20 protein-coding genes and 1 other annotated feature are annotated in these 22,270 nt (G+C 41.6%); of the genes, 5 read left to right on the top strand and 15 right to left on the bottom strand.

Annotated features, from left to right (window positions below):
- Positions 1-22: 22 nt before the first annotated feature.
- The 7 genes from G7Y42_RS12105 to G7Y42_RS12075 all read right to left on the bottom strand — a co-directional run bounded on the left by G7Y42_RS12105 (position 23) and on the right by G7Y42_RS12075 (position 7,939).
- Entirely contained in the window at positions 23-1,477 is a 1,455-nt protein-coding gene (locus G7Y42_RS12105; RefSeq protein ID WP_165006176.1) for an ABC transporter substrate-binding protein, read from the bottom strand.
- Between the two features lie 40 nt (positions 1,478-1,517).
- Positions 1,518-2,438: a carbohydrate ABC transporter permease gene (locus tag G7Y42_RS12100; protein WP_165006175.1), complete on the bottom strand. Its 921-nt coding sequence runs from the start codon at positions 2,436-2,438 to the stop codon at positions 1,518-1,520.
- Between the two features lie 11 nt (positions 2,439-2,449).
- Positions 2,450-3,397 (bottom strand): sugar ABC transporter permease, encoded by a 948-nt coding sequence (locus tag G7Y42_RS12095; RefSeq protein ID WP_165006174.1) that lies wholly within the window; start codon positions 3,395-3,397, stop codon positions 2,450-2,452.
- 324 nt (positions 3,398-3,721) lie between these two features.
- Positions 3,722-4,726 carry an NADP-dependent oxidoreductase gene (locus tag G7Y42_RS12090; RefSeq protein WP_165006173.1) on the bottom strand — a complete coding sequence of 335 codons (1,005 nt, stop codon included), beginning with the start codon at positions 4,724-4,726 and terminating at the stop codon, positions 3,722-3,724.
- 12 nt (positions 4,727-4,738) lie between these two features.
- The gene (locus tag G7Y42_RS12085; protein WP_165006172.1) at positions 4,739-5,311 is read right to left on the bottom strand and encodes a TetR/AcrR family transcriptional regulator; all 573 of its coding nucleotides are present in this window, start codon (positions 5,309-5,311) and stop codon (positions 4,739-4,741) included.
- Positions 5,312-5,509: 198 nt separating this feature from the next.
- Entirely contained in the window at positions 5,510-6,235 is a 726-nt protein-coding gene (locus G7Y42_RS12080) for a pseudouridine synthase (protein WP_165006171.1), read from the bottom strand.
- 57 nt (positions 6,236-6,292) lie between these two features.
- Positions 6,293-7,939 carry a polysaccharide biosynthesis protein gene (locus G7Y42_RS12075; protein WP_165006170.1) on the bottom strand — a complete coding sequence of 549 codons (1,647 nt, stop codon included), beginning with the start codon at positions 7,937-7,939 and terminating at the stop codon, positions 6,293-6,295.
- Positions 7,940-8,117: 178 nt separating this feature from the next.
- Between G7Y42_RS12075 and G7Y42_RS12070 the strand changes: the two genes are divergently transcribed.
- From G7Y42_RS12070 to G7Y42_RS12060, 3 genes are all read left to right on the top strand, one after another.
- Complete coding sequence (locus G7Y42_RS12070) at positions 8,118-8,711, top strand: YitT family protein (RefSeq protein ID WP_165006169.1); 594 nt, start codon at positions 8,118-8,120, stop codon at positions 8,709-8,711.
- A 123-nt stretch (positions 8,712-8,834) separates the two neighbouring features.
- Positions 8,835-10,349: a UDP-N-acetylmuramoyl-L-alanyl-D-glutamate--L-lysine ligase gene (locus tag G7Y42_RS12065; protein WP_165006168.1), complete on the top strand. Its 1,515-nt coding sequence runs from the start codon at positions 8,835-8,837 to the stop codon at positions 10,347-10,349.
- Between the two features lie 165 nt (positions 10,350-10,514).
- Entirely contained in the window at positions 10,515-10,814 is a 300-nt protein-coding gene (locus tag G7Y42_RS12060) for a hypothetical protein (RefSeq protein WP_165006167.1), read from the top strand.
- 68 nt (positions 10,815-10,882) lie between these two features.
- On the opposite strand, the gene celB is transcribed toward G7Y42_RS12060, so the two are convergent.
- The 5 genes from celB to G7Y42_RS12035 are packed head-to-tail and all read right to left on the bottom strand — an operon-like array spanning position 10,883 to position 15,422.
- Complete coding sequence (celB, locus tag G7Y42_RS12055) at positions 10,883-12,235, bottom strand: PTS cellobiose transporter subunit IIC (RefSeq protein ID WP_165006166.1); 1,353 nt, start codon at positions 12,233-12,235, stop codon at positions 10,883-10,885.
- Positions 12,235-12,753 carry a hypothetical protein gene (locus tag G7Y42_RS12050; RefSeq protein ID WP_165006165.1) on the bottom strand — a complete coding sequence of 173 codons (519 nt, stop codon included), beginning with the start codon at positions 12,751-12,753 and terminating at the stop codon, positions 12,235-12,237. The genes celB and G7Y42_RS12050 overlap by 1 nt, the downstream gene beginning before the upstream one ends.
- Complete coding sequence (locus G7Y42_RS12045) at positions 12,750-13,094, bottom strand: PTS cellobiose transporter subunit IIA (RefSeq protein WP_165006164.1); 345 nt, start codon at positions 13,092-13,094, stop codon at positions 12,750-12,752. The genes G7Y42_RS12050 and G7Y42_RS12045 overlap by 4 nt, the downstream gene beginning before the upstream one ends.
- A 13-nt stretch (positions 13,095-13,107) precedes the next feature.
- The gene (locus tag G7Y42_RS12040) at positions 13,108-15,087 is read right to left on the bottom strand and encodes a PRD domain-containing protein (protein WP_165006163.1); all 1,980 of its coding nucleotides are present in this window, start codon (positions 15,085-15,087) and stop codon (positions 13,108-13,110) included.
- Positions 15,088-15,107: 20 nt separating this feature from the next.
- Complete coding sequence (locus G7Y42_RS12035; protein WP_165006162.1) at positions 15,108-15,422, bottom strand: PTS cellobiose transporter subunit IIB; 315 nt, start codon at positions 15,420-15,422, stop codon at positions 15,108-15,110.
- Positions 15,423-15,622: 200 nt separating this feature from the next.
- On the opposite strand from G7Y42_RS12035, the gene G7Y42_RS12030 reads away from it, so the two are divergent.
- Positions 15,623-15,916: a putative quinol monooxygenase gene (locus G7Y42_RS12030; protein ID WP_165006161.1), complete on the top strand. Its 294-nt coding sequence runs from the start codon at positions 15,623-15,625 to the stop codon at positions 15,914-15,916.
- A gap of 70 nt (positions 15,917-15,986) precedes the next feature.
- Here G7Y42_RS12030 and G7Y42_RS12025 read toward each other — a convergent pair whose 3' ends face one another.
- The 3 genes from G7Y42_RS12025 to G7Y42_RS12015 all read right to left on the bottom strand — a co-directional run bounded on the left by G7Y42_RS12025 (position 15,987) and on the right by G7Y42_RS12015 (position 21,242).
- Positions 15,987-16,499 carry a ClbS/DfsB family four-helix bundle protein gene (locus G7Y42_RS12025; protein WP_165006160.1) on the bottom strand — a complete coding sequence of 171 codons (513 nt, stop codon included), beginning with the start codon at positions 16,497-16,499 and terminating at the stop codon, positions 15,987-15,989.
- A 184-nt stretch (positions 16,500-16,683) separates the two neighbouring features.
- Complete coding sequence (gene leuS, locus G7Y42_RS12020; RefSeq protein ID WP_165006159.1) at positions 16,684-19,101, bottom strand: leucine--tRNA ligase; 2,418 nt, start codon at positions 19,099-19,101, stop codon at positions 16,684-16,686.
- 88 nt (positions 19,102-19,189) lie between these two features.
- Positions 19,190-19,402, bottom strand: a binding site (T-box leader).
- 67 nt (positions 19,403-19,469) lie between these two features.
- On the bottom strand, positions 19,470-21,242 hold the full coding sequence (locus tag G7Y42_RS12015) for a LysM peptidoglycan-binding domain-containing protein (RefSeq protein WP_165006158.1): 1,773 nt from the start codon (positions 21,240-21,242) through the stop codon (positions 19,470-19,472).
- A 369-nt stretch (positions 21,243-21,611) separates the two neighbouring features.
- On the opposite strand from G7Y42_RS12015, the gene G7Y42_RS12010 reads away from it, so the two are divergent.
- Positions 21,612-22,253, top strand: coding sequence for a phosphatase PAP2 family protein (locus tag G7Y42_RS12010; protein WP_165006157.1), 642 nt, complete (start codon positions 21,612-21,614; stop codon positions 22,251-22,253).
- Positions 22,254-22,270: the final 17 nt, after the last annotated feature.

Genomic DNA, 22,270 nt, shown 5'->3' with positions numbered 1-22,270 from the left:
CACGCGGGAAGTTTTTTACTCTTTATTTTCGGAATTCATCATATTGTTTTTGCATTTCGGTCAATACTTTGTCATATCCGGCTTTCTCTAGTGCATCCATCATTTTCGGCAGTGTTTCATCCGGATCGACGGTTCCTGTATTCAAGCCGTCCAAGTACTGGTTCATCACGTTTGAGATGTTGCTGAGCTCTGTTTTTACGCTATCTGTATTGAAGCTGAATCCTAAGATCGGGGAAGTTTCTGCTTCTGCGATCGATTGGTCTCTTTTAGCGATCATTTCATCTGTGATCGATTCTTGCGTGTACAGGATTTTGTTGTTTCCTGTATTCCAAGCTGACATATGGGTATTTGGCTTATAGCCATCCAATAGTTTGATTTTGTTGTCTGCACCGTCCACTTTTTCCCACGCTTCTCCTTCGATTCCCCAAACTAATCCATTTAGTAATTCAGGATCACTATTGAGCAAACCAAGAAATTCAACTGATTTTTCTTTATTCTTTGACGTATTTGAAACAACGAAATTAGCCATTTGAGCTTGTGCTGTCGATTTCAATGGGATCGTGATCGCTTTTGAAACAAGTTCTTGTTTGGCCGCATTTGTCAGGATCGTATCGCCATAGTCGTATGGTCCTTGTGTCTCGCCACGCATCAACCATGTATTTCCTTCTAATGGATAATCTTTATTGCTTGTTGCTGCATCGCTTGGGATCAATCCTTGCTGGTACCAGCTATGCATGGTACGCAACAAATCGATATAAGTTTTGTTATCGTACTGATTGATGATTTTTGTATCGTCACCGTCTAGATCGATGGCAAATGGCAAAGTATTCCCTAATGGATAATCAAAGTTTCCTTGTAATTTGAAACCTTGTCCGATTGCAAAAGCTGCTGTATTCGGGTCTTTTTTATGGAATTCCTGCAATACTTTTTCTGCATCTGCGTACGATTCAATCCCGTCAATCGATAAATCATACTTGTCTAATAACGGCTTGTTGAACGTGAGTACTTGCTGCGCAAAGATATTCCCATTGACTGGAAAGGCATATAATTTTCCATTGACCAGGTTTCCTTTGATATAAGCCTCATCTAGATCATCGTACGCTTTCTTTGCATATTTTGGAGCCAATTCTGTCAGATCAGCAAATGCGCCTTTTTGTGCATTCGACACATAGTTGTTCGCAAAAGCGATGTCGTAATTTTCACCTGAAGAGATGATGACGTTCATTTTCTTTTCGTAATCGCCCCAACCGATATAATTGATATTTACTTTTACACCGATTTCTTTTTCGATCCGCTTGTTCGCTACCTCCATCAGCTGATCAAAATTGTCTGGCTTATCCCCGATCTGATACATCTGCAAGGTGTCCGAATCACTTGCCTCTGCACTGTTTTTCGTTCCTGATCCTCCGCAGGCTGCCAATGTTCCGACCATCAACGCTGATACACCCGTAAAGGCTAGTGTCTTCCATAACTTCATCATTTTTCCTCCTAATTTTGTATGATATAGTTTTGTTTCTTTATTCTTTTACGCCACCGATCGTTAGTCCTTTGACAAAATGTTTCTGGAAGAATGGATAACTGATCGCGATCGGCAATGTCGAGATCACGACGATCGCCATTCGCGCGGATTCTCCCGGTACAGAAGCGAGTCCGCCCGCTAACTGACTACCTGCCCCTGAATTTTGTGTCAAGTACTGGATATTGCTTTGGATCTTCATCAAGAGATACTGCAATGGGACTAATTTGTCATCCTGTATATATAACAACGCATTGAACCAGTCATTCCAGTAACCAAGTGCTGCAAACAAGCTGATCGTTGCAATCCCCGGAACCGCTAAAGGCAAGACGATCTGAACGAAAATACGCAGCTCTGTGGCACCATCGATCCTCGCCGATTCGATGATCGAATCAGAGACCGAACGTTTGAAGAAGGTACGCATCACAATGATATTGAAAGGACTGACAGCCATTGGCAAGATCAACGCCCAGATCGTATCCTTCAACTGAAGCAGATTCGTCATCACTAAATAGTTCGCGACCATCCCCGGTGAAAACAACATGGTGATCAGACAAAATACCGTGAAGAAACGACGAAACGGAAAATTCGAACGTGAAATCGCGTACGCGTACAAAGACGTCGCTGTACTATTGATCAATGTACCTACGACAGTCACGAGAATCGTGACGAATAATGCTTGGAAAATCTTATCCTGCATCTGTCCGAAAAGATACGTATAACCGAATGTGCTGAATTTCTCTGGCCAGAAGCTGTAACCTTGTGTAGATAACACGGATTCTTCTGTGAATGAAATAGCGATAACGAATAGGAATGGCAAGATACACGACAGCGCAAAGATTCCAATTAGCAGGTTAGAGAAAAAGTTTGCCGTTTTATTGAACGAGCGGATTTGGACACGTTCCACTTTCTTTTTTTTCATTTTTCTCCTCCTTAGAATAATGCAGATTCGCTGTCAAAGCGACGTGCAATCGTATTTGTGATCATTAATAAAACAAATCCTACAACTGATTGATATAATCCGGCAGCAGCCGTCATACCAAAGTCCCCAGTAGAGGTCAAGCCATTATAAATATAAGTATCCAGTACTTGGGTCACTTCATACAATGCACCGGAATTTCGCGGAATATTGTAGAATAAGCCAAAGTCCGCTCGGAAGATATTCCCTACGGCCAAAATCGTCAAGATCGTCATCAAAGGAACAAGCTGAGGGATCGTGACATGCTTGATCTGCTGCCATTTGCTCGCGCCATCCACCATCGCTGCTTCATAATACGTCGGATCAATCCCCATGACTGAAGCAAAGTAAATGATGCTATTGTAACCGATCCCTTTCCAAGTCCCGATGAATACAAGGATAAACGGCCAGTATTTCGGCTCATTATACCAATTGACCGATTCGCCACCATGACCTGTGATCCATTGATTGAAGATCCCTTTATCCGGACTCAAGAAGGCGTAAACGAAATAACTGATGATGACCCATGAAAGAAAATACGGAAGCAGTGACATCGTCTGATAGACTTTTACTAGACGCTTATTCCTCAACTCGCTCATAATAATAGCAAAAAGAACTGAGATCACTAAATTCAACAAAATAAACGTCACGTTATATAAAATGGTGTTTTTAGTAATCAAGAAAGCTTGATCTGAAGAAAATAAAAATTTGAAATTCTCCCATCCGACCCAGGGACTTTCCCTGAGACTGGCAAGAAAACCATCTGCTGAAATATGGAAATTTTTGAACGCGACTACATTGGCAAACACGGGGATGTAAAAGAAAAAAATCATCCAAAGCATACCTGGAATCGCCATGCATACAAGCGCCCGATAGCGCCACAGATTTCCAAAAAAATGTGTTAACCCCTTTCTTTTTTTCATCGAAAAACTCCTTTCCTCTCAATCGCACCATCATTATAGCGCTTTCAATATAGAGAATAAATAAACAAATTATAGGTAAAATGAAACAAATTATAGAAGAAAGGTAGTGACAACTGCGTTTTGCTTTGAGCATCAAGTAAGTACGTTACATCATCGAACCACTGATGTTCTTCGTGATTTAACGTAATAAAATACTGAACAAGAAACAGTTTTACATGTTTACTCGTTCAGCATTCAGTCGTCTAGCAGCAGCTCTCACTTTCTGGTTATTACGATTATTTCCACCTAAAAATCATTATCAATCAAAAATCATTCATTTTTTCCTTAATCAAACTTGATAACCACTTTCCCATTTGGATGCCCATTTTTTACAAGTTGGAGTGCTTCATTTGTTTGTTCAATGGTAAACTCGTGCGGATCAATAACAGGTATGATATTCTTTTCTTCAATGATTTCTGAAATTTTTCTCAGCTGTTCATTGTTTGACTGAACAAACATAAAATGATACGTCGCACCAGCTCTTTTTGCTTTTTTATCTAATTTTGCTCCAGCTGCCCAAAATAACCAGTGTTTCCATATTGGAAGATGTTGATCCACCGCGAATTGCTTATTTGGACCGGCAATCAAGCTGAGTAATTTCCCGCCTTTTTTTACAATAGAAAGCTCATGATCAATCTCCTTATTTCCCAGTGTATCTATCACAAAATCGACCTTATCCAAGACTTCCCAATAATTCTCTTTTTTATAATCTATATAGAGGTGGGCACCAGATCGGAGCATCCGCTCTTTTGCAGTGGCATTTCCTGAAACAATCACCTGCAAACCGAGATGTCTAGCAATCGGTACGGCCATTTGACCAAAGCTCCCAGAAGCACCCGGGATAAAAATAGTTTGACCTTGTTGCACTCTTAATCGTTCAGTCATAGCTTGATAAGCGGTCAGACCGGTTAAGGGAGCACCTGCGCCCGTAACAAAACCAAGATTTTTGGGTAAAAAAGTAATAGCTTCCTGATCTACAGCGACATATTCAGCAAATGCGCCTATTTTATCAATTGGCAGTCGTGAATACACTTTGTCTCCTCTTTGAAAATCAGTTACTTCCTTGCCTACTTTCTCAATTACTCCAGTTAATTCATTTCCAAGGGTGAAGGGCTTTTGATAGTCTTGTATTAGCTTGACCTCTCCCGTAATATTCAAGATATCTAAGGGATTTACTGCAGCTGCTTTGACTTTGATCAAGACCTCGTTATCCTTTATCTCAGGAATAGGGATGTCCACAATCTGAACATTGATCTCTTTTGAATACTTCTGGATTTGTGCTGCTTTCATTTTTATTCTCCTTTATTTGACTGCTAACAATGTTTGTTCGATAATATCATTCAATTTTTTGTTATCATCAGTCGTTTTCGACAATACTCGAATCCCTACAAGTGCGTTATGTAAATAGTAAGACAACGCTTCTATATTCGTGTCAGCTGAGAGTTCTTTTTTCTCTTGTGCTGAGAGAAGCAAGTGAAAGATTTGCTGTTCTTCATGCTCAAGCAGTGAACGGATTTCTTCAGCCGCAACAGGGTCAACATTCGAGAGTTCTGCTGCTGAATTTACAACTAGACAGCCTGCTTTATGGTCTGATTCTACGGACAGGAGCGAAAAGAGTATTCTCAATTTTTCAATGATCTCCATCTCTTCGGACATCTTTTCTGCTATGTTTTTTTCAATCATTTCTTCATAAAATTTTAGGGAACGGATAAATAAACGATGCTTGTCTCCAAAAGTATCGTAAATACTTCGCCGATGGATCGCCATCGCATCCACTAAGTCTTGCATCGAAGTCTGTTCATACCCTTTTTGCCAAAAAACATCCATTGCTTTCTTCAACACTTCTTGTGTATCAAACTCTTTTCTTCTTCCCATGTAATTGACTCCTCTCCTCTATAGCCATCCACTAAAAAATATTAGAACGATCATTCTAATATTCCTATAAAAAAAATAATTTGTCAAACAACTAAATAAAAATACTGCTGCTTATTTTGAGCATTGCCCTTGAAATGCGTACAATAGCAAAAAAAAGGGCGCAGAATTTTTTCTACACCATTCTTTTTGTTTCTCGCATTAATTTTCTTTCGTCTTCACTTGTGCCAGCTCTTCAGGAGTCATCTGACGGTACTCCCCTTTTCCTAGGTCTTCTGGTAGTCTGAAACTGCCCATCCGTATCCGTTTGAGATAGGTGACTTCTTTCCCGACGGCTTTTACCATTCGTTTGACTTGATGGAACTTGCCCTCGTGAAGGATAAGACGGATCTTGGAAACACCTTTTTCCTTATCGACTGTATCGATGATCAGCTTTGCAGGAAGCGTTTCTTCACCGTCATCGATGACAAGGCCTTTTGAAAAAGCATCTACATCTTCTTCTGTCATGATTCCTTTGACCTCTGCTGCATATTCTTTTTCCACATGTTTTTTTGGCGATAATACCTGATGAGCAAATACACCATCGTTGGTCAAGATCAGCAATCCCTCGGTATCCTTATCCAAACGCCCGACTGGAAAAAGATCGTCCCGATAATCCGTATCTGCCAGCAAATCGATCACTGTCTGATCATAATTGTCTTGTGTAGCAGAGATAACATCAGAAGGTTTATGCATCACGTAATAAAAATCTTTCTGATAGATCAGCGCTTCCCCAAGATACAAGATCTCGTCTTCTTGTTCTTTTACCTGGAACTTATCACTTTTGATGATTTTTCCATTGACGGCGACATTTCCCTTTTTGATGTATCCTTTTACTTCTTTCCTGCTGCCAATACCCATATCTGCTAAAAATTTATCTAAACGCATCATCATACTCCTGTTCTTTTCTAAAAGAGGTTATGACAAGTCTTTTGTCACAGCTCCTTATTTGATTCTCAACCGGTGACGCAATCGGATCATACTTGGTCCTAAAAGCTTCTCTGCCAGTCTTATCTTCAATGCTAGATAGCCATATACAAGAGCTCCCACTCCTGCGACAACCACAACTAGTACAAACGACTGGAATTTGCTGTCTGTATCCAAGAAAGAACCGAAAATCAGCTTTGTGAGCCATGCAACAAACAGCATCATCAAGGTCAGAAGAAAGATCAGTAATGTCCTACGCCAGACGAATCCCGCTTTGAAACGCGCGACCGCTCGCACCTTTCTCAAAATCAGGTAGCAGGAAACTGCAAAGCCGATCATCGTCGCAAGCAAGGGACCGTAAACTTCAAATATCCGGATCGCCGGATACTGCAATAGTAATTTGACGACGAACCCGACTGCTAAATAGCGAATTGCTGCCATATTTTCAAACATCCCCTGCAGCATATTCGATACTAGCATGTACAATCCTAGAAACAGTCCGACGAAACTTGCTTGGATCAGTACTTTACTGCCTAAAGGATCTGGTGTATAGAATAATGTGTTCAACGGATAAGCCAGCAGCATGACGCCAAACGTTGCCGGAAACATGAAAAAGGAAAACAACTGGAGATTTCCGCTTGTTAATTTTGCTAAACCAGCTCGGTCTTTTATCGTTACAGCTTCTGTGATCAGCGGAAGTCCTGTAGAAGCAATCGACGTAGCTAAAGCGATCACGACCATCGTCAATTTATCAGGATTGGCACTGAAAATAGAAAAAAGATCCAGTAATTGTCCTTTTGAATATTCTGTCATCCCAGACATGATCCGGATAAAGGTAAACTGATCCACCAGTTTGAAAATCGTGACACCTGAACCTACGATGATAAACGGGATCGCTTCTTTGACCGTATCCAATAACAGTTCTCTGGTCGCGATGTCTACTTGGTTCTTGCTGTACTTGATAAATACAGAAGCGTATGCCTGATGCTTTTTCAAAAAATAAAGCAAAACTAGTATACTGGCAATCATCCCGATAAATGCTGCAAAAGTCGATTGGGTCACCGCAGTCACATAATCACCTTTCATCACCTTCATGATAATAAAGGTCGTCAGCAGCATGTAAAAGACACGAGCTACCTGTTCGACGATTTGTGATAGCGCATACGGCATCATTTCCTGGTTTCCTTGGAAGTATCCCCTTATGACACTCATACAAGGAAAAACCAATACAGCGATACTTAACGAACGCATCGTTGGAATCAGTTCTTCTCCGCCACCAGAAGCATGGGCAAGCCACGGAGATGCCAGATACATGAACAAAGCGAACAGGATGCCCAAGACGCCCATCATCTGCAGTGCACGGATGAACAACTTGCGGGAAGTCCCGTATTCATTCAGCGAATTGTAGCGGGCTGTCTGTTTGGCGATCGCAGCTGGGATCCCCGCAGTAGAGATCAGGAGAAATAATGCATAAATGTTATACCCCATATTGAATAATCCATTGGCTGCCTTTGCGTGTTCGCCCATCCAGGCATACCAGGGGATGATGTAGACTGCACCTAGCAATCTGGAAATAATGTTGCTAGCTGTCATCCAGGCTGAGCCTCTTGCCATTTTTTCTTGCGGAGACAGTTGATTTGTTGCTGGTTTTCTTTGATTATCCATCCGTTAGATTCCAACTTTCTACAAAACATTACTATCATTTTAATTGGAAAAACAGAAACTGGCAATCGATTTTATATAGTTTTTATAAGAACACCTATTTTTTTGAATTCGTTTTCTGTTTTTTGGTAAAGTAATAGAATAGCTATCCGTTTTACAAGTAAAAACTCAGGAGATTCTTATGAACCGTGAACTAAAAAAACTACCTATTCTTATTCTTGGCATCTTCTTTATTGCGATCGGGTTGAACTGGTTCCTGCTTCCTCACGATATCGCTTCGGCAGGCGTGGGTGCGATCGGCCATTTACTGGAAGCTGCTTTTTCGATCCAACGCTCTGCGGCAGTATGGACGATCAATCTCGCCATGCTGGTCTTAGCTGCTCTCTTATTAGGAAAAGCGGTCTTTATAAAAACTGTTACTGGAAGTCTCCTTTTTCCTGTTGTACTGGATCTTCTGCCTCAAACTGCTCTTGTTTCCTCCCATCTTATTTCGTTGGTTACAGGAAGCCTGTTATTTAGTCTGGGCGTTTATACGCTTTACACGGTTGGAGCCTCTAATGGCGGTGTCACGATCCCGCCGATTATTTTTCAGAAATATTTTCGATTGCCGGTCTCGCTTGGATTGTTGTTGACCAATATGAGTATCGTCTTGTTGAATTTTCTGGTCTTTGGATTCATAGAAACACTCTTTGTCGTGCTGTCCATCAGCATCAGCTCTTTTTTTCTGAAAATCCTTGTTTCTCTCTCTCCTATCACACGCGAATTTGATGGATAATTCTCAGAAGTACTTGCTGAATCAAACGATAGATCAAAAAGAGTGTGCTATAATGAATCAAGAACTCAAAGAGGAATAAAAGCGAAAGAACTGAAAGAAACAAAAGAAGCGGAGGATTGATCGATGAGCTTCTCTTTAGAAGATATCCGTCATTTACTGTTAAAAGAAAACCTACTAAAAGAATTTGTCTCTGAGTCTGGCTGGCATCTCCATGCCCCTACTGAGAAAACATTCACCTATATCAGCTATGATTCCCGAAAAGTAGACGCAGAAACTTTGTTTTTCTGCAAAGGGATGAATTTCAAAGAAGAGTATCTGCAGTCAGCGATTGAAAAAGGTGTCCAATCCTATGTATCTGAACAACCTTATGAAACTTCAGCTATCGGGATCATCGTCACAGATATCCGAAAAGCGATGGCTGTCCTAGCAATGGCTTTTTATGATTATCCGCAGACGAAACTGAAAGTGATCGGCTTTACCGGAACCAAAGGAAAGACGACAGCTGCCTACTTTACGAAAGCGATCCTGGATCACACGACAAGTCAGAAAACAGCATTGCTTTCGACGATGAATACGACGCTGGATGGCAAAACGTATTTCAAGTCTCATTTGACAACACCTGAATCATTGGATCTATACCGCATGATGGCAGAAGCAGTGAACAACGGCATGACTCATCTAGTCATGGAAGTTTCTTCCCAAGCGTATAAAACACAGCGCGTGTACGGATTGACTTTAGATGTAGGGATCTTCTTGAATATCTCTCCTGACCATATCAGTCCGATCGAGCATCCGACATTCGATGACTACTTTTATTGCAAGCGACAACTGATCGTGAATTCAAAAACTGTTATCTTGAACCACGAAAGCGACTATTTTGAATTACTGAAGGAAACGGCAGAGACCTTCCAGATCCCAGCGATCACTTATGGACGTTCAGAAGAAAGCAACTATCAAGTGATCGGTACAGATCATGGCAAACACGGATTTACTTTGTCTTCTCGTGAAGATCACTTAGCTATCGTTGATGTTGCTTATGATATCTTGCTAGCTGGCGGATTCAATCAGGAAAATGCCGCTAGTGCGATCATCGCAGCAGCTCTAACTAGCGCAACAAGCCAAGACGCACAGCATGGACTGAAAGAAGCTCGCGTACCCGGTCGAATGGACCAGCTGATACAGGCAAACGGTGCTCATGTCTATGTAGATTATGCACACAATTACTTAAGCTTGAAGACCTTGCTTGAATTTGCCAAAAGCGAACATCCAGATGGTCGTGTGATCGTGGTCCTAGGAAGCCCTGGAAACAAGGCAATCTCACGTCGCCATGATTTTGGAAAAGTATTATCTGAAACGGCTGATGTAGCCTTTTTGACCGCAGATGATCCGGCATTCGAAGATCCTCAAAAAATCGCGGAAGAGATCAATGAAGCAATCACTAATCCAGAATTGATTGTCCATTACGAGATGGATCGTCCTGAAGCGATTCGACGTGCTTTAGCGGAAAGCCGACCAGAAGATTCCGTCGTCATTGCAGGAAAAGGCGTCGATCCTTATCAAAAAATCAATGGTGTGGATGAACCATATGAAGGAGATTATGCCGTGGTGAAGCGATTGATTGTAGAGCATGGTGCATAACCGTCATTTTATATAACAAAAACTGCGAAAAACATTCGCAGTTTTTTTGTTTTCTCTTTATCAAAAAAGCCTATTAAATAACATTCAATATATAGATAGAAGCTTTTTTTCTATGTAGAACTCTGGTACGGTTAAGTAAATGAATCTTTGAAAAGGAGAGTCGTCATGAATAAATTATTCCATTCAGGTATGTTCTTATTCGTACTTACAATCTCTACTGTCATTTTTCTAACTTTGGATTTGCAAAGTGGTAAATTTGGGGCCGTTTTTTTTAGAAATCTCCATTTGCCAGTTGATGCCTCGATCATTGGATGGTTACTGCTACTTTTTTCTTACTTGATGAGTCGAAACCACCAGACTGATTTTTTTGCGCGTTTAGGTGGAAGGATCGCTCTATTTTTTCTGATCATTTATCTGATATTCACATTTCTAGGCATCGCTCAGTCCGTAGGGGTTCTTCCCTGATTTTTGTACAAAAAAACCCTCTTCCACGATAAACTAACCTTTTAGGAGAGAGGGTTTCTATTCGTTTTCTAACTTGGGACTTCGCTAGCTAATTCTGCCGCTTTCTCCCTTTCTTCACTCAATAATTTATTGTCATAGAATTTAATGAACGGAAACCAGATAATGAATGCGACGATTGCACAAAACACAGCTAGAACCGCCGCTTTCCAATCACCGCCACTGCCGACGAATGCTCCGATCCCTACAGGAGAAGGCCATGGCATTTGCGCCAGCATCGGTTTGACGATCTCTAATTTGATCGCGAAGTAAGCAATCGATGCAGATGCCATGGGCGCTAAGAAGAAAGGAACCGCTAAATAAGGATTATATACGATCGGCATCCCGAAAATGATCGGCTCGTTGATATTGAATAGTCCTGGTACAAAAGAAGCTTTTCCTAAAACTTTCAGCTGATCGGATTTGGCAAGGAAAGCGATGAAGATGATCAATCCTAGCGTAGCTCCTGATCCTCCGACGGTCACATAAGAATTATTGAATTCCCCTGCTAGCGGATAATTTGCACCTTGAGCATTTGCTGCCATATTTGCCAAGACGATCGGTGTCAGGAAAGAAGTGATGATATTTGCTCCATGGATTCCTACGATCCACAATGCATGGATCAGGAAATAAATGATCATGACGCCAAGCCACGTATTCGTCAGTTGTGTCACGAAACCAAATGGGATAGCGATCATCTTGAAGATGTCTGTTCCTAATGCAATGAGCACTCCGTTGATGATCATCACGGCAAAGGCGATCACGAAAGTCGGGATCAGTGCAGTAAATGAACGCGAAACACCTGGAGGAACGACATCCGGCATTTTGATCACCCAATTGCGCTTCACACATAGACAATACAACTCAACGGCAATGATAGACATGATAATCGCTGTGAATATCCCTGATGTGCCTAGACGTTCGACAAAAGCCCCCATTCGTATACCACTGACGACTGTTTCTGTGTCATTGACAGAAGCAATCAGACTGAGCTTTCCATCTGACATAATCAATTCTGGGATACACATGAAGAAAGCAAAAACAGATAAGAGCGCGCCAGTCAGTGGGTTGACATTCAATCCTTGTTCCTCTTTTTCGATCGAAGTCAGTTCATAAGCAAAAACAATGGCAAAATAGATAGATAAGATCCCCATGGTCATCGTATTGACGATCATGTATAGATCACTGACCTTGAAAAATGTCGCATTGAAGAATCCTTCTAGAAATGGAAACGGCAAAGGCAGGATATTCAATACTAAAAACATCGAACCTACGATCGTAAAAGGAATGGATGCCATCCCAGCAGCCATGACCGCTCGGACGATTTTCAGCTGTGCGATTTTCCCCATAGGTCCCATCAGGTATTTCTGCAAAAAGTTAAACATTAGTGACTCTCCTTTCCTGAATACAGTATTTTTTCATATTGTTTGATCCGTCCGAAATGACGATCCTGATCAGTAGCAATCTGTTTCAAGCGATGCTGGACAAACACACAGATAAAGATACCGCTTACAATCATCAAGGAAACGATCTGCTTCGTCTCCATACTATTTGCCATGAATGGAAATAGTTCCTCGTAACTATCGGTGAACAGTATCCCGAATAAGAATAGGTTACTTATCATCTGTACAAAAAAGTAATTTCTAGTCATCCGCACGACCGATTGATGCTTTCGATAAAGAAGGACCTGTTCCCAGACTGCCGGAAGTATCGCTATGAGCAATCCCAATGGCAAAACTAACCAATCACTGCCAGCAAAAAGAAGCAGTGCTAGCCAATTAAGATGGATGAAAAAGAAAAATGCTGTCAGATAGCGAATCAACAAATAACGATTATAATACATCATTTTTATACTCAGCTTCTTTTTTTCCAGCTCCTGGTTCCGTTTTTCAGCAGTGTTCATTTCTTTCCCTCCTCTCTTGGTTCTCTCTGATATAAATAGCTCATTTCTCTTGCTACTTCCAGTAACGTCATCGTCGTCATCAAGTGATCCTGTGCATGGACCATGATGATCTCCATTTCGATTTTTGTTCCACCCGCATATTCTTTGAGAAGGTTGGTCTGTGATTTGTGGGCTTCCAGGATCTCTTCGTCGGCTTCTTGAAGTTTTCGCTCTGCCTGTTCGTACTTTTCCTCACGCATAGCTGCAAATGCTTCATGGATCAGCGTTCGAGCGTTTCCGCTATGGAGGATGATATCAAAAGATATGACCTGCAAGGTTTCGCTAGTTAATTTATCAGTCACGTGTTCTCCTCCTTTAAATCAGTTTGATAAAAGATGTATTGAAATTCTCAAAGGTTGGTTCAGCTAATATTGCTTGTTGGATTTCGAGTCGATCCACCAGTTTCACGATTGCTTTCGTGACGACAGTGATTCCTTCATTTTCGATATAAGATGGGGAAACGAGAAAAACAAATCGGATCCTTCCATAGTCATCCCACTGCATACCATCAGGGATCAATGCCACTGCGATTTTTGTTTCAACTCCTATAGGAATAGCTGGATGCGGAACAGCTACGGTGTCACTGAAAATGATCTGCCCCATCTCTTGGCGTCGCTTGATCTGTTTTTTCATCTTTATAGGATAATCTCCTTCTTCGTTACTGCTAAGCAGCTCTAACAAATCATGGATCACTGTCTCTTTTTCAGGACTGTTCTCATAGACTTTGAAGAACCGTTCTGATAGCTGCTGAGCATAAATCTTTTGCTTTTGCGTGACAGAAAATGTACAAGTGTCGGTGACTGTCTGCTGCTGCGAGGTAAGCTGGGTGATGCTCTTGCGAATCCGATGCACATCTTCTTCATTCAAGAACACACTGACATGCAGAACCGGCAATTTGAAAACCATAGATGACAGATCGATCGAAGAAAGGATCAAGTCTGCACCTTCCAAGCTTGCTTCGTCGATTTCATAATACCCTTTGACATCGGTCACTATCACTGTTTTCCCGAATTCATTCACTACGCGGTTTCTCAATAACTGTGCACTGCCATAACCTGTCGCACAGATGATCAGCACACGGATTTTCTGTGCAGCTTTCGCTTTTTCCAAAGCTGCCATGAGATGGAGGGCTAAATATGCCCATTCATCATCATTCACTGAAAATCGGCTTAATACTGGTAGCTCGCCAAAGCAGGATTTAGTCGCTTCAAAGGCTAGCTGGTTGGCTTTTTTGATTTCTTCGGTGAGCGGATTCTCTAATGTGATCCCTCGTTCCAAGCGTACGAGCATTGGTGCCAGATGATCCAGCAGACCATTTTGCAACTGCTGATCTTCCGTTAATGGTTCATTGAAGTATTGTGACAGATGGCTGATTGCTTTAGTTATTTCTTTTTTTAGCGTATGGTTGCTCTTTGTTTCGTTCCGATTCGATTTTGCCATGAGATGTAGTGTCAGATAAGAGATTTCTTCTGGCGGAAAGGAGACATTGGCGACGACTTTGATTCGTTCGACGATTTTTTCTGCTACTTGATATTCCATGCGATCAGAGAGTTCATTTTCGATCCCTAAATCTTGGATCTCAAAACCTGCTCTCATTCGTTTGATACCTAACGCAAGGTGTAAGGCAAGATTTTGAATAATAAAGTCAGAGATCTTCAGTTTTGCTTCTCTTGCTTCGTCCAAAATGATCATAGCAAGTTCTTCGAAACTGATTTCGCTGAAAAAATGACTGTTCCCTAAATATTCTTTCAGTGAATTCGCGTAGCTGCTCCCAAAAAAAGTATTCATAATAAAATGCCGTTTATCTCTTTCTTTTCCTTCGATCCACATCCCCTTTCCATATTTTGAGAGGATCTTCAGTGAATAAGGAGCAAGTTTCGCCTTGATCTTTTTGATATCTTTTGCCAGACTGGATCGACTGAGATACAGTTCTTCTGCTAAGTCATCCATAAAAAGGACTTCCTCTTCTAAAAGCAGCTTATTCAACAGATATTTCTGCCGGTCTTCGGATTCAAGAAACACTTCTCGGGCATCTTCTCTTCTTCCAGGCAGGATCTCCTGCTGACTCAAGAATAGATCAAACGTCAGTTTATGCACGATTTGGAGCTGGTAGCCCTGTCCTTGTTTCGCGATGATCCTGCCACCGTTTTTCTCGACTGCTTCTTTCAAATGATGCAGATAATTCCGGACAGTCCGATCAGACAATAACAACTCAGAAGCCAAATATCGACTGGTGACATATTCGTCTTTCCGTTCGATCAAATACCTCAGCAATATTTTTTCCTTCTGTTTCATTATTCCCCGCTCCTATTCGTCTATATATTTTCTTCGATCACCTCTGCCAGCTGCTGGATGCCTGTTGGTATAGGGACATAGGCTTGGAAAGGGATGCTGACTACCGGTTTTCCGACACTCTCCCCTAACTTTTTGAATTTAGCCAAAAACATAGCTGTTTGCGGACTAATCAAAAACAAATCGAAGTCGCTATTCCTGATCATATTATCCCCTTCGGTTGCAGAAACTGCATCTACCATGATTTCTTCTCCCTTTTCTTTAAAAAGCTCTGTCGTCTTTGATGCCATCATCGAGGATGACATCCCTGCTGCACAAATGATCAATGCCTTTTTCATAACCGTCTGCTCCTTTTATAAGTCATACTCAGCTGATTCAGCTTGTGTATCTAGTATAGAATGTAATCGTTTTCTATTCAAAACAACTATTTCCTTATCGTTACGGAAAAAAAGGAGCAATGTCAAGATGTACGAATCTTTTTACATATGGTATGCTTTTTTTGGATTCAAAAAATTTAACGATCGAGGTGGCTGCTTCAATGAGTATCACAGTGCATATCTTATATACAAGTACAAATGGTCGGGCAAGAAAATTCGCAGAAGAAATGATGGAAAGAAAAATCGTCGAAGCGATTCGTGCAGCAGAGGGAAATGAGAAGTATGAATACTATTTCCCACTTGAAGACCCGGAGTCAGTATTACTGATCGATCGCTGGACGGACCAGGAAGCAATCGACCGTCATCATAAATCTGAAATGATGAATCAGATCGCTGAGCTGAGAAAGAAATATCATCTGAAAATGAAAGTAGAGCGTTTCACCGATCTTCCTTGAGAAGAGTCCATAAAAACAGTCTATTCAAAAGACGGTAGGTTGCTCTTTTGGATAGACTGTTATTTATGACTTATTTGTTTAGTGTTTTTTTCCATTTTCGGATTTTTGGTCGAAAATTAGTGAATGGCGCGACAGAATTGATGTGGATCCATTTATACAAGGGCCATTTGGCTTTTGTGGTTGCCCACTCCCGCTGTTCTGGCTCGAATAGCTCTACTTCTGAAAGAGTTTCGACCCAATGACACAATTCATTCACAGCGCGATCCAATAACTGTTTCTGCTGTTTCAAGGAATTTGTTCCATAGGTTTCGTAAAAATGCTGATATAAACCACCTAAGTTATTCCATTTATACCCTTTTGCAGGTGTCTGGACCTTGATCCCGTTTTTTTCATCTCTTTCCCATGCCAATAGTTGATTGATCCATCCTAATTGATAGGATAAATGTTCGGAAGGTGTTTTTTCTGTTTCTTCACTACGCAAATCTTTGTCTTCTTCCGGGATATCCGAAAATTCTGTGATGTACTTCTGATAGCTGTTTTTGATCGCTTCAATTAGTTCTTCTTTATGTTTATACTCTTTCATCCTGCACCCCCTATTATGGTAACAACCTCTCCTTGAATACCTGATTTCCAATTTTTTTGTTTTCGCTTACATATCCACCTTATCAAATAACTGAAAAAAAGCAAGCAGGATAGAAAACTAGATTCTATCTTGCTTGCTTTTTATTAAATGATATTTGTTGTGTCGTTTTCGAGTGATAGACGGATCAATTCTGCACGACGATATTGACTAGTTTGTTTGGTACAGCGATGACTTTTCTTACTGTTTTACCTTCGATATATTCTTGTACAGTCTCATTTGCCAGTGCTGCTTTTTCCAGCTCTTCTTTTCCTAGATCACGAGGGACATTGCTTTTAGCTCGGACTTTACCATTGACTTGGAAAACTACTTCGACTTCGTCTTCCACAAGAGCTGCCTCATCATATACTGGCCATGGTGCGTAAGAGATGCCGCCTTCGTTTCCAAGGATCGCCCATAGTTCTTCGCCCATATGTGGTGCGATCGGTGCAAGTAACTGGACAAAGCCTTCGATATATTCGTAAGGAAGTGCATCCACTTTGTACGCTTCATTGACAAAGACCATCAATTGAGAGATTGCTGTGTTGAAATGCAGATTCTCGTAGTCTTCGGTCACTTTTTTCACTGTCTGATGGTATACTTTATCAAGTTTTCCGTCATTCAGTGTCGTGATACGGTCACGCATCTTGTTGTTTTCATCAACGATCAAACGCCATACACGATCCAAGAATTTACGACTGCCTTCTAGTCCGTTTTCACTCCAAGCGATCGAAGCATCTAATGGTCCCATGAACATTTCATACATCCGTAAGGTATCTGCGCCATAAGTTTCGACCACATCGTCAGGGTTGACGACATTCCCGCGGGATTTTGACATTTTTTCGTTGTTTTCCCCTAGGATCATTCCTTGATTATACAATTTTTGGAATGGTTCTTTTGTAGGAACGACACCGATATCGTATAAGAATTTGTGCCAGAATCGTGCGTACAGCAAGTGAAGTACGGCATGTTCTGCTCCACCGATATAGATATCGACAGGTAGCCAGCGTTCCAGTTTTTCGTAATCTGCTAGCTCTGTTTTATTATGCGGATCAATATAACGCAAGTAATACCAAGAACTTCCTGCCCATTGCGGCATCGTGTTGGTTTCTCTGCGTCCTTTTTTCCCAGTTACTGGATCAACGACGTTTACCCATTCTTCGATATTCGCTAATGGTGATTCACCCGTACCGCTTGGCTTGATATTCGTTGTTTTCGGCAAACGAAGTGGCAGTTCTTCTTCTGGTAGAGCAGTCACTGTACCGTCTTCCCAGTGGATGATCGGGATTGGTTCGCCCCAGTAACGCTGCCGTGAGAATAGCCAGTCACGCAGACGATAGCTGACTTCTTTTTTACCCACGCCATTTTCTTCCAGCCATTCGTTCATTTTATCGATTGCTTCTTGCTTGTTCATTCCATTTAAGAATTCAGAATTGATATGCGTACCGTCTTCTGTATAGGCTGCTTCTTCGACATTTCCGCCTTCGATTACAGGAAGGATCTCTAACCCAAATGTTTTGGCAAATTCAAAGTCACGTTCATCATGCGCAGGTACCGCCATGATCGCACCAGTTCCGTATGAAGCCAGCACATAATCAGCGATCCAGATTGGGATCTCTTTTCCATTCACTGGATTGATGGCATATGCCCCAGTAAATACACCTGTTTTTTCTTTTGCCAAGTCTGTTCGTTTCAAATCTGATTTTTTCGCTGTTTCTTCGATATACGCTTCTACTGCTTCTTTTTGTTCCGGTGTCGTGATTTCTCGGACAAGATCCAATTCTGGTGCTAATACAGAATAAGTAGCCCCAAATAACGTGTCCGGACGAGTAGTAAAGACTGTATATGAACGATCTGTCCCAGCTACTTTGAATTCAACGTTTGCACCGACCGAACGTCCGATCCAGTTACGTTGCATCTCTTTGATACTTTCAGGCCAGTCGACTAATTCTAAGTCGTCCAGCAGACGATCAGCGTAAGCGGTGATTTTCAGCATCCATTGACGCATCGGTTTGCGGATCACATCATATCCGCCACGCTCGCTTTTTCCATCGATGACTTCTTCGTTTGAAATGACTGTCCCTAGTTCTGGCACCCAGTTGACCGCCACTTCCGCTTCATAAGCCAATCCTTTTTCGTAAAGTTTCGTAAAGATCCATTGTGTCCATTTGTAATATTCTGGATCAGTTGTATTGACTTCTCGATTCCAGTCATAGCTGAAACCAAGTGAATTGATTTGACGACGGAATGTTTCGATGTTTTTTTGGGTGAACTCTGCAGGATCATTACCTGTATCTAGCGCATATTGTTCTGCGGGAAGACCGAAAGCGTCCCACCCCATTGGATGCAGTACGTTGAATCCTTGACTTCGTTTTACTCGGGAAAGGATATCAGTGGCTGTATAGCCTTCTGGGTGTCCTACGTGCAACCCTTGACCAGATGGATAAGGAAACATATCCAGTGCATAAAATTTTGGCTTTTCAGGATCATCATGGGTATTGAATGTATTGTTTTTTGCCCAGTACTTTTGCCATTTTTTTTCGATTTCTTTATGGTTGTAACTCATTTTTCTGTCCTCCTGCTCTATAAGAAACAATGCTTACTTGGTTATTGAAACCTAGTAAAAAAAAAATCCTATAAAAAGATTGCTCTTTTTATAGGACGTAATCTACGTGGTACCACCTAATTTTGCCTTTCCTGAAAGAAAGGCCTCGAACGTTGTAACGGCCGTCACCGCCCCTGCTTACTATTGAGATTCAGCAGGTGCAACTCAAAGGCGAGTTCAAAAGCATCCGTACACATTCTCACCAGCCATGTGCTCTCTGAAACTTCTGTCTTTTTACTACTTCCTTTTCAAATGTTGTCATATTTAAGTAGGTTCATAGTAACAAATATTCTGAACAAGTTCAATTGTTATTTCCTCAAAATCCGCTTTTATTTTGCTACGATCAGCGTTTGACCTGGATAGATGAAGTTGTTCTTGATGTTGTTCCATTCGATCAGCTGATCCATCGTAATCCCGTGACTGTCAGCAACACTCCAAACCGATTCGCCTGACTTGACGGTATACGTTTTTGCACCTGCAGCGGCTTGTCCTTGTGTATTCCCTTTTTTCACGATCACTTGCTGTCCCGGATAGATGAAGTTGTTCTTGATGTTGTTCCATTCAATCAATTGGTCCATTGTGATCCCATTCTTGTTCGCTACGCTCCAGACAGATTCTCCTGCTTTGACTGTATACATCGTATCACCCGTTGCAGCAGTACTTGTATTGGCAGACGTATTCGGTGTAGCTGGTGCAGTTGGTGTAGTTGTATTAGCAGTAGTACTTGCTGAACTGTTACCGCCTTTGACGATCAACGTTTGACCTGGATAGATGAAGTTGTTCTTGATGTTGTTCCATTCGATCAGTTGATCCATCGTGATCCCGTTTTTGTTTGATACGCTCCAGACAGATTCCCCTGCCTTGACGGTGTATCTATCTTGACTTGTGCTGGCTGAAGGGTTGCTTGTCGGAGTCGAAGCGCTTGATCCGCCAGTACTTGCTCCTGCGTTTGAACCATTGGCGGAAACGACCAACTCTTGACCTGGGTAGACAAAGTTGTTCTGGATATTGTTCCACTCGATCAGCTGTGTCATCGTGATGCCGTGGTCATTTGATATTTTCCAAACAGAGTCGCCAGCTTTCACCGTGTATCTTGTACCTGTTGCTTGACCTGCGCCAGAAGCCGCATTGCTGTTTCCAGATGAATTCGTATTGTTTCCGGAATTCGTTGTCGATGATCCGTTTGCCTGACCGCCTTTGATCGTCAGTTTTTGTCCTGGATAAATGAAGTTATTCTGGATATTGTTCCATTCGATCAGTTGATCCATTGTGATCCCAAAAGAATTGGAGATGCCCCAGACGGAATCACCGGATTTTACAGTATAAGTAGATGATGTATTCGCTACTCCATTCCCGGTATTTCCTGTATTGGCTGTATTCCCTGTATTGCTGCCGGTACTGCTGTTGCTTGTGCCTGCAGTAGCTCCGCCGCCTGCGTTGCCGCTAGCCGGTGTATCATATTTTGTTAGTCCGTATGTCATGATGATGTTGTTCAATTTTCCTGCATAAGTAGGATCTGTTGCATAACGACCTGTCAAGCAGGCAGTCGCATCCATATAAGAGCTAGTGTTGCTCTTCCAGGTTCCCGCATAATAATAGCCGTTACCAAATGATGTGTTTCGAAGTACATAGGCGTTGTCACTGAAAGATTCTGCAAAAGAAGGATATTGACGGAATGGTTCTTTTTTACTTACCCATTGGTTGTTCAAGTATTCAAGTGTGTCCATGTAAACCGTTTGTCCTTGATAGCTCCCTTTGATTCCAAATAAATTATGATAAGGTGCTTGAGAAAGAGAACTGCTTCCCCAGCCGCTTTCGACGACTGCTTGCGCGATCATTACGGAAGCATATAAGTCATTTGCTTGAGCGACCGGCTGTGCATAGGTCGCGATTTCTGTGATGAATGCAGAGGTATTGATCCGTGCACCGAATTGTGCGGGTGTGTCATCTGCGTTGACAGGAACGGGTTGTACCAATGGAGCAGCAACTGAACAACCGACCATCGCTGTTCCCACAAGCGCTGCTCCTCGTTTTACTTTACGAAAACGTTTTGTTTCTTCTAAACGTCTCCGTTCTTTTCTAGCAATGATTTCCTTTTCCATCTTCTATCCTCCAAATTCGTATACTATTATTAACAATTATAGCTTTTATTAATATTTATTAAAAGTTGTTTAAGACCTTTGTTGTTTTTTGTAATCAATTCGTAATTTATCGTAATGTTCGACTATTTGTCTTGGCAAGAAACGCCGTATAACTACATTGCTCTCCCTCTATAAAATAAAGGGATTTCTTTCAACGATCCGATTATGTCTGTTTTGTTACTAAAAAATTTCCGTTTTGTTACAGTTATTTTTTTCATACAAGATATCGATTTGTCGAGCTTCGTTACCTTCCCTCACGGATTACCGAAAGTCTGTTTTTTATTCGGCCGGAAATGCTATAATAAGGCATTATTGAGAAGGAGGAATGATATGAAATACAAAACAACTTTTCAAGTGGCTGGCGGGATATTCTTGCTATCCTTTTTAACTTTGACCTACATCGTCAGATTCCATATCTCGTGGCTTTCCGGATTCGATCAGACGATCACTCGGATTATTCGTGCACCCTATCCGACATGGAATGGCTATCAGCTCTTCATCACAAAGCTGGGAAATCCGCTGATTGTCATTCTTATATTTTTAGGCGGCTTTTTATTTTTATGGTGGCAGAAAAAACGGCCTGAGATGATCTGGTTCGCTTCAAATTTTCTCGTGATAGCCGGGATTATCAATCCACTTGTCAAATTGCTGATTATGCGGGCACGTCCGACGATCCCACATTTGGTCACAGAAACAAGCTATAGTTTCCCTAGTGGGCATGCTGCTGGCAGTATGATCTTATATGGCTCTCTTTTCTTTTTGATGCCTATTCTTGTCAGAAAAAAACGACTATGCACATTGCTTCAATTCGTGATGGCGTTTATCATAATAAGTGTCGGCATCAGCAGGATCTATTTAGGGGTCCATTACCCTAGTGATATCACTGGCGGCTTTTTACTGAGCCTCTCCTGGCTATGTCTGACATATCCGATTTACAAACAATACACACAGTTGAGTAAGCACAACCAATGAAGAAAGAAGGATATTTG

The organism is Enterococcus sp. ZJ1622, assembly GCF_011038845.1.
In the GTDB taxonomy this organism is placed as follows: Bacteria; Bacillota; Bacilli; order Lactobacillales; family Enterococcaceae; genus Enterococcus_B.
This window is presented reverse-complemented; position numbering and strand designations above follow the sequence as displayed.

What these genes read in the sequence shown, in the direction of transcription:
- G7Y42_RS12105 (WP_165006176.1), bottom strand. Translation starts at nt 1,477, where the DNA reads ATGAAGTTATGGAAGACACTAGCCTTTACGGGTGTATCAGCGTTGATG.
- G7Y42_RS12100 (WP_165006175.1), bottom strand. Translation starts at nt 2,438, where the DNA reads ATGAAAAAAAAGAAAGTGGAACGTGTCCAAATCCGCTCGTTCAATAAA.
- G7Y42_RS12095 (WP_165006174.1), bottom strand. Translation starts at nt 3,397, where the DNA reads ATGAAAAAAAGAAAGGGGTTAACACATTTTTTTGGAAATCTGTGGCGC.
- G7Y42_RS12090 (WP_165006173.1), bottom strand. Translation starts at nt 4,726, where the DNA reads ATGAAAGCAGCACAAATCCAGAAGTATTCAAAAGAGATCAATGTTCAG.
- G7Y42_RS12085 (WP_165006172.1), bottom strand. Translation starts at nt 5,311, where the DNA reads ATGGGAAGAAGAAAAGAGTTTGATACACAAGAAGTGTTGAAGAAAGCA.
- G7Y42_RS12080 (WP_165006171.1), bottom strand. Translation starts at nt 6,235, where the DNA reads ATGCGTTTAGATAAATTTTTAGCAGATATGGGTATTGGCAGCAGGAAA.
- G7Y42_RS12075 (WP_165006170.1), bottom strand. Translation starts at nt 7,939, where the DNA reads ATGGATAATCAAAGAAAACCAGCAACAAATCAACTGTCTCCGCAAGAA.
- G7Y42_RS12070 (WP_165006169.1), top strand. Translation starts at nt 8,118, where the DNA reads ATGAACCGTGAACTAAAAAAACTACCTATTCTTATTCTTGGCATCTTC.
- G7Y42_RS12065 (WP_165006168.1), top strand. Translation starts at nt 8,835, where the DNA reads ATGAGCTTCTCTTTAGAAGATATCCGTCATTTACTGTTAAAAGAAAAC.
- G7Y42_RS12060 (WP_165006167.1), top strand. Translation starts at nt 10,515, where the DNA reads ATGAATAAATTATTCCATTCAGGTATGTTCTTATTCGTACTTACAATC.
- celB (WP_165006166.1), bottom strand. Translation starts at nt 12,235, where the DNA reads ATGTTTAACTTTTTGCAGAAATACCTGATGGGACCTATGGGGAAAATC.
- G7Y42_RS12050 (WP_165006165.1), bottom strand. Translation starts at nt 12,753, where the DNA reads ATGAACACTGCTGAAAAACGGAACCAGGAGCTGGAAAAAAAGAAGCTG.
- G7Y42_RS12040 (WP_165006163.1), bottom strand. Translation starts at nt 15,087, where the DNA reads ATGAAACAGAAGGAAAAAATATTGCTGAGGTATTTGATCGAACGGAAA.
- G7Y42_RS12035 (WP_165006162.1), bottom strand. Translation starts at nt 15,422, where the DNA reads ATGAAAAAGGCATTGATCATTTGTGCAGCAGGGATGTCATCCTCGATG.
- G7Y42_RS12030 (WP_165006161.1), top strand. Translation starts at nt 15,623, where the DNA reads ATGAGTATCACAGTGCATATCTTATATACAAGTACAAATGGTCGGGCA.
- G7Y42_RS12025 (WP_165006160.1), bottom strand. Translation starts at nt 16,499, where the DNA reads ATGAAAGAGTATAAACATAAAGAAGAACTAATTGAAGCGATCAAAAAC.
- leuS (WP_165006159.1), bottom strand. Translation starts at nt 19,101, where the DNA reads ATGAGTTACAACCATAAAGAAATCGAAAAAAAATGGCAAAAGTACTGG.
- G7Y42_RS12015 (WP_165006158.1), bottom strand. Translation starts at nt 21,242, where the DNA reads ATGGAAAAGGAAATCATTGCTAGAAAAGAACGGAGACGTTTAGAAGAA.
- G7Y42_RS12010 (WP_165006157.1), top strand. Translation starts at nt 21,612, where the DNA reads ATGAAATACAAAACAACTTTTCAAGTGGCTGGCGGGATATTCTTGCTA.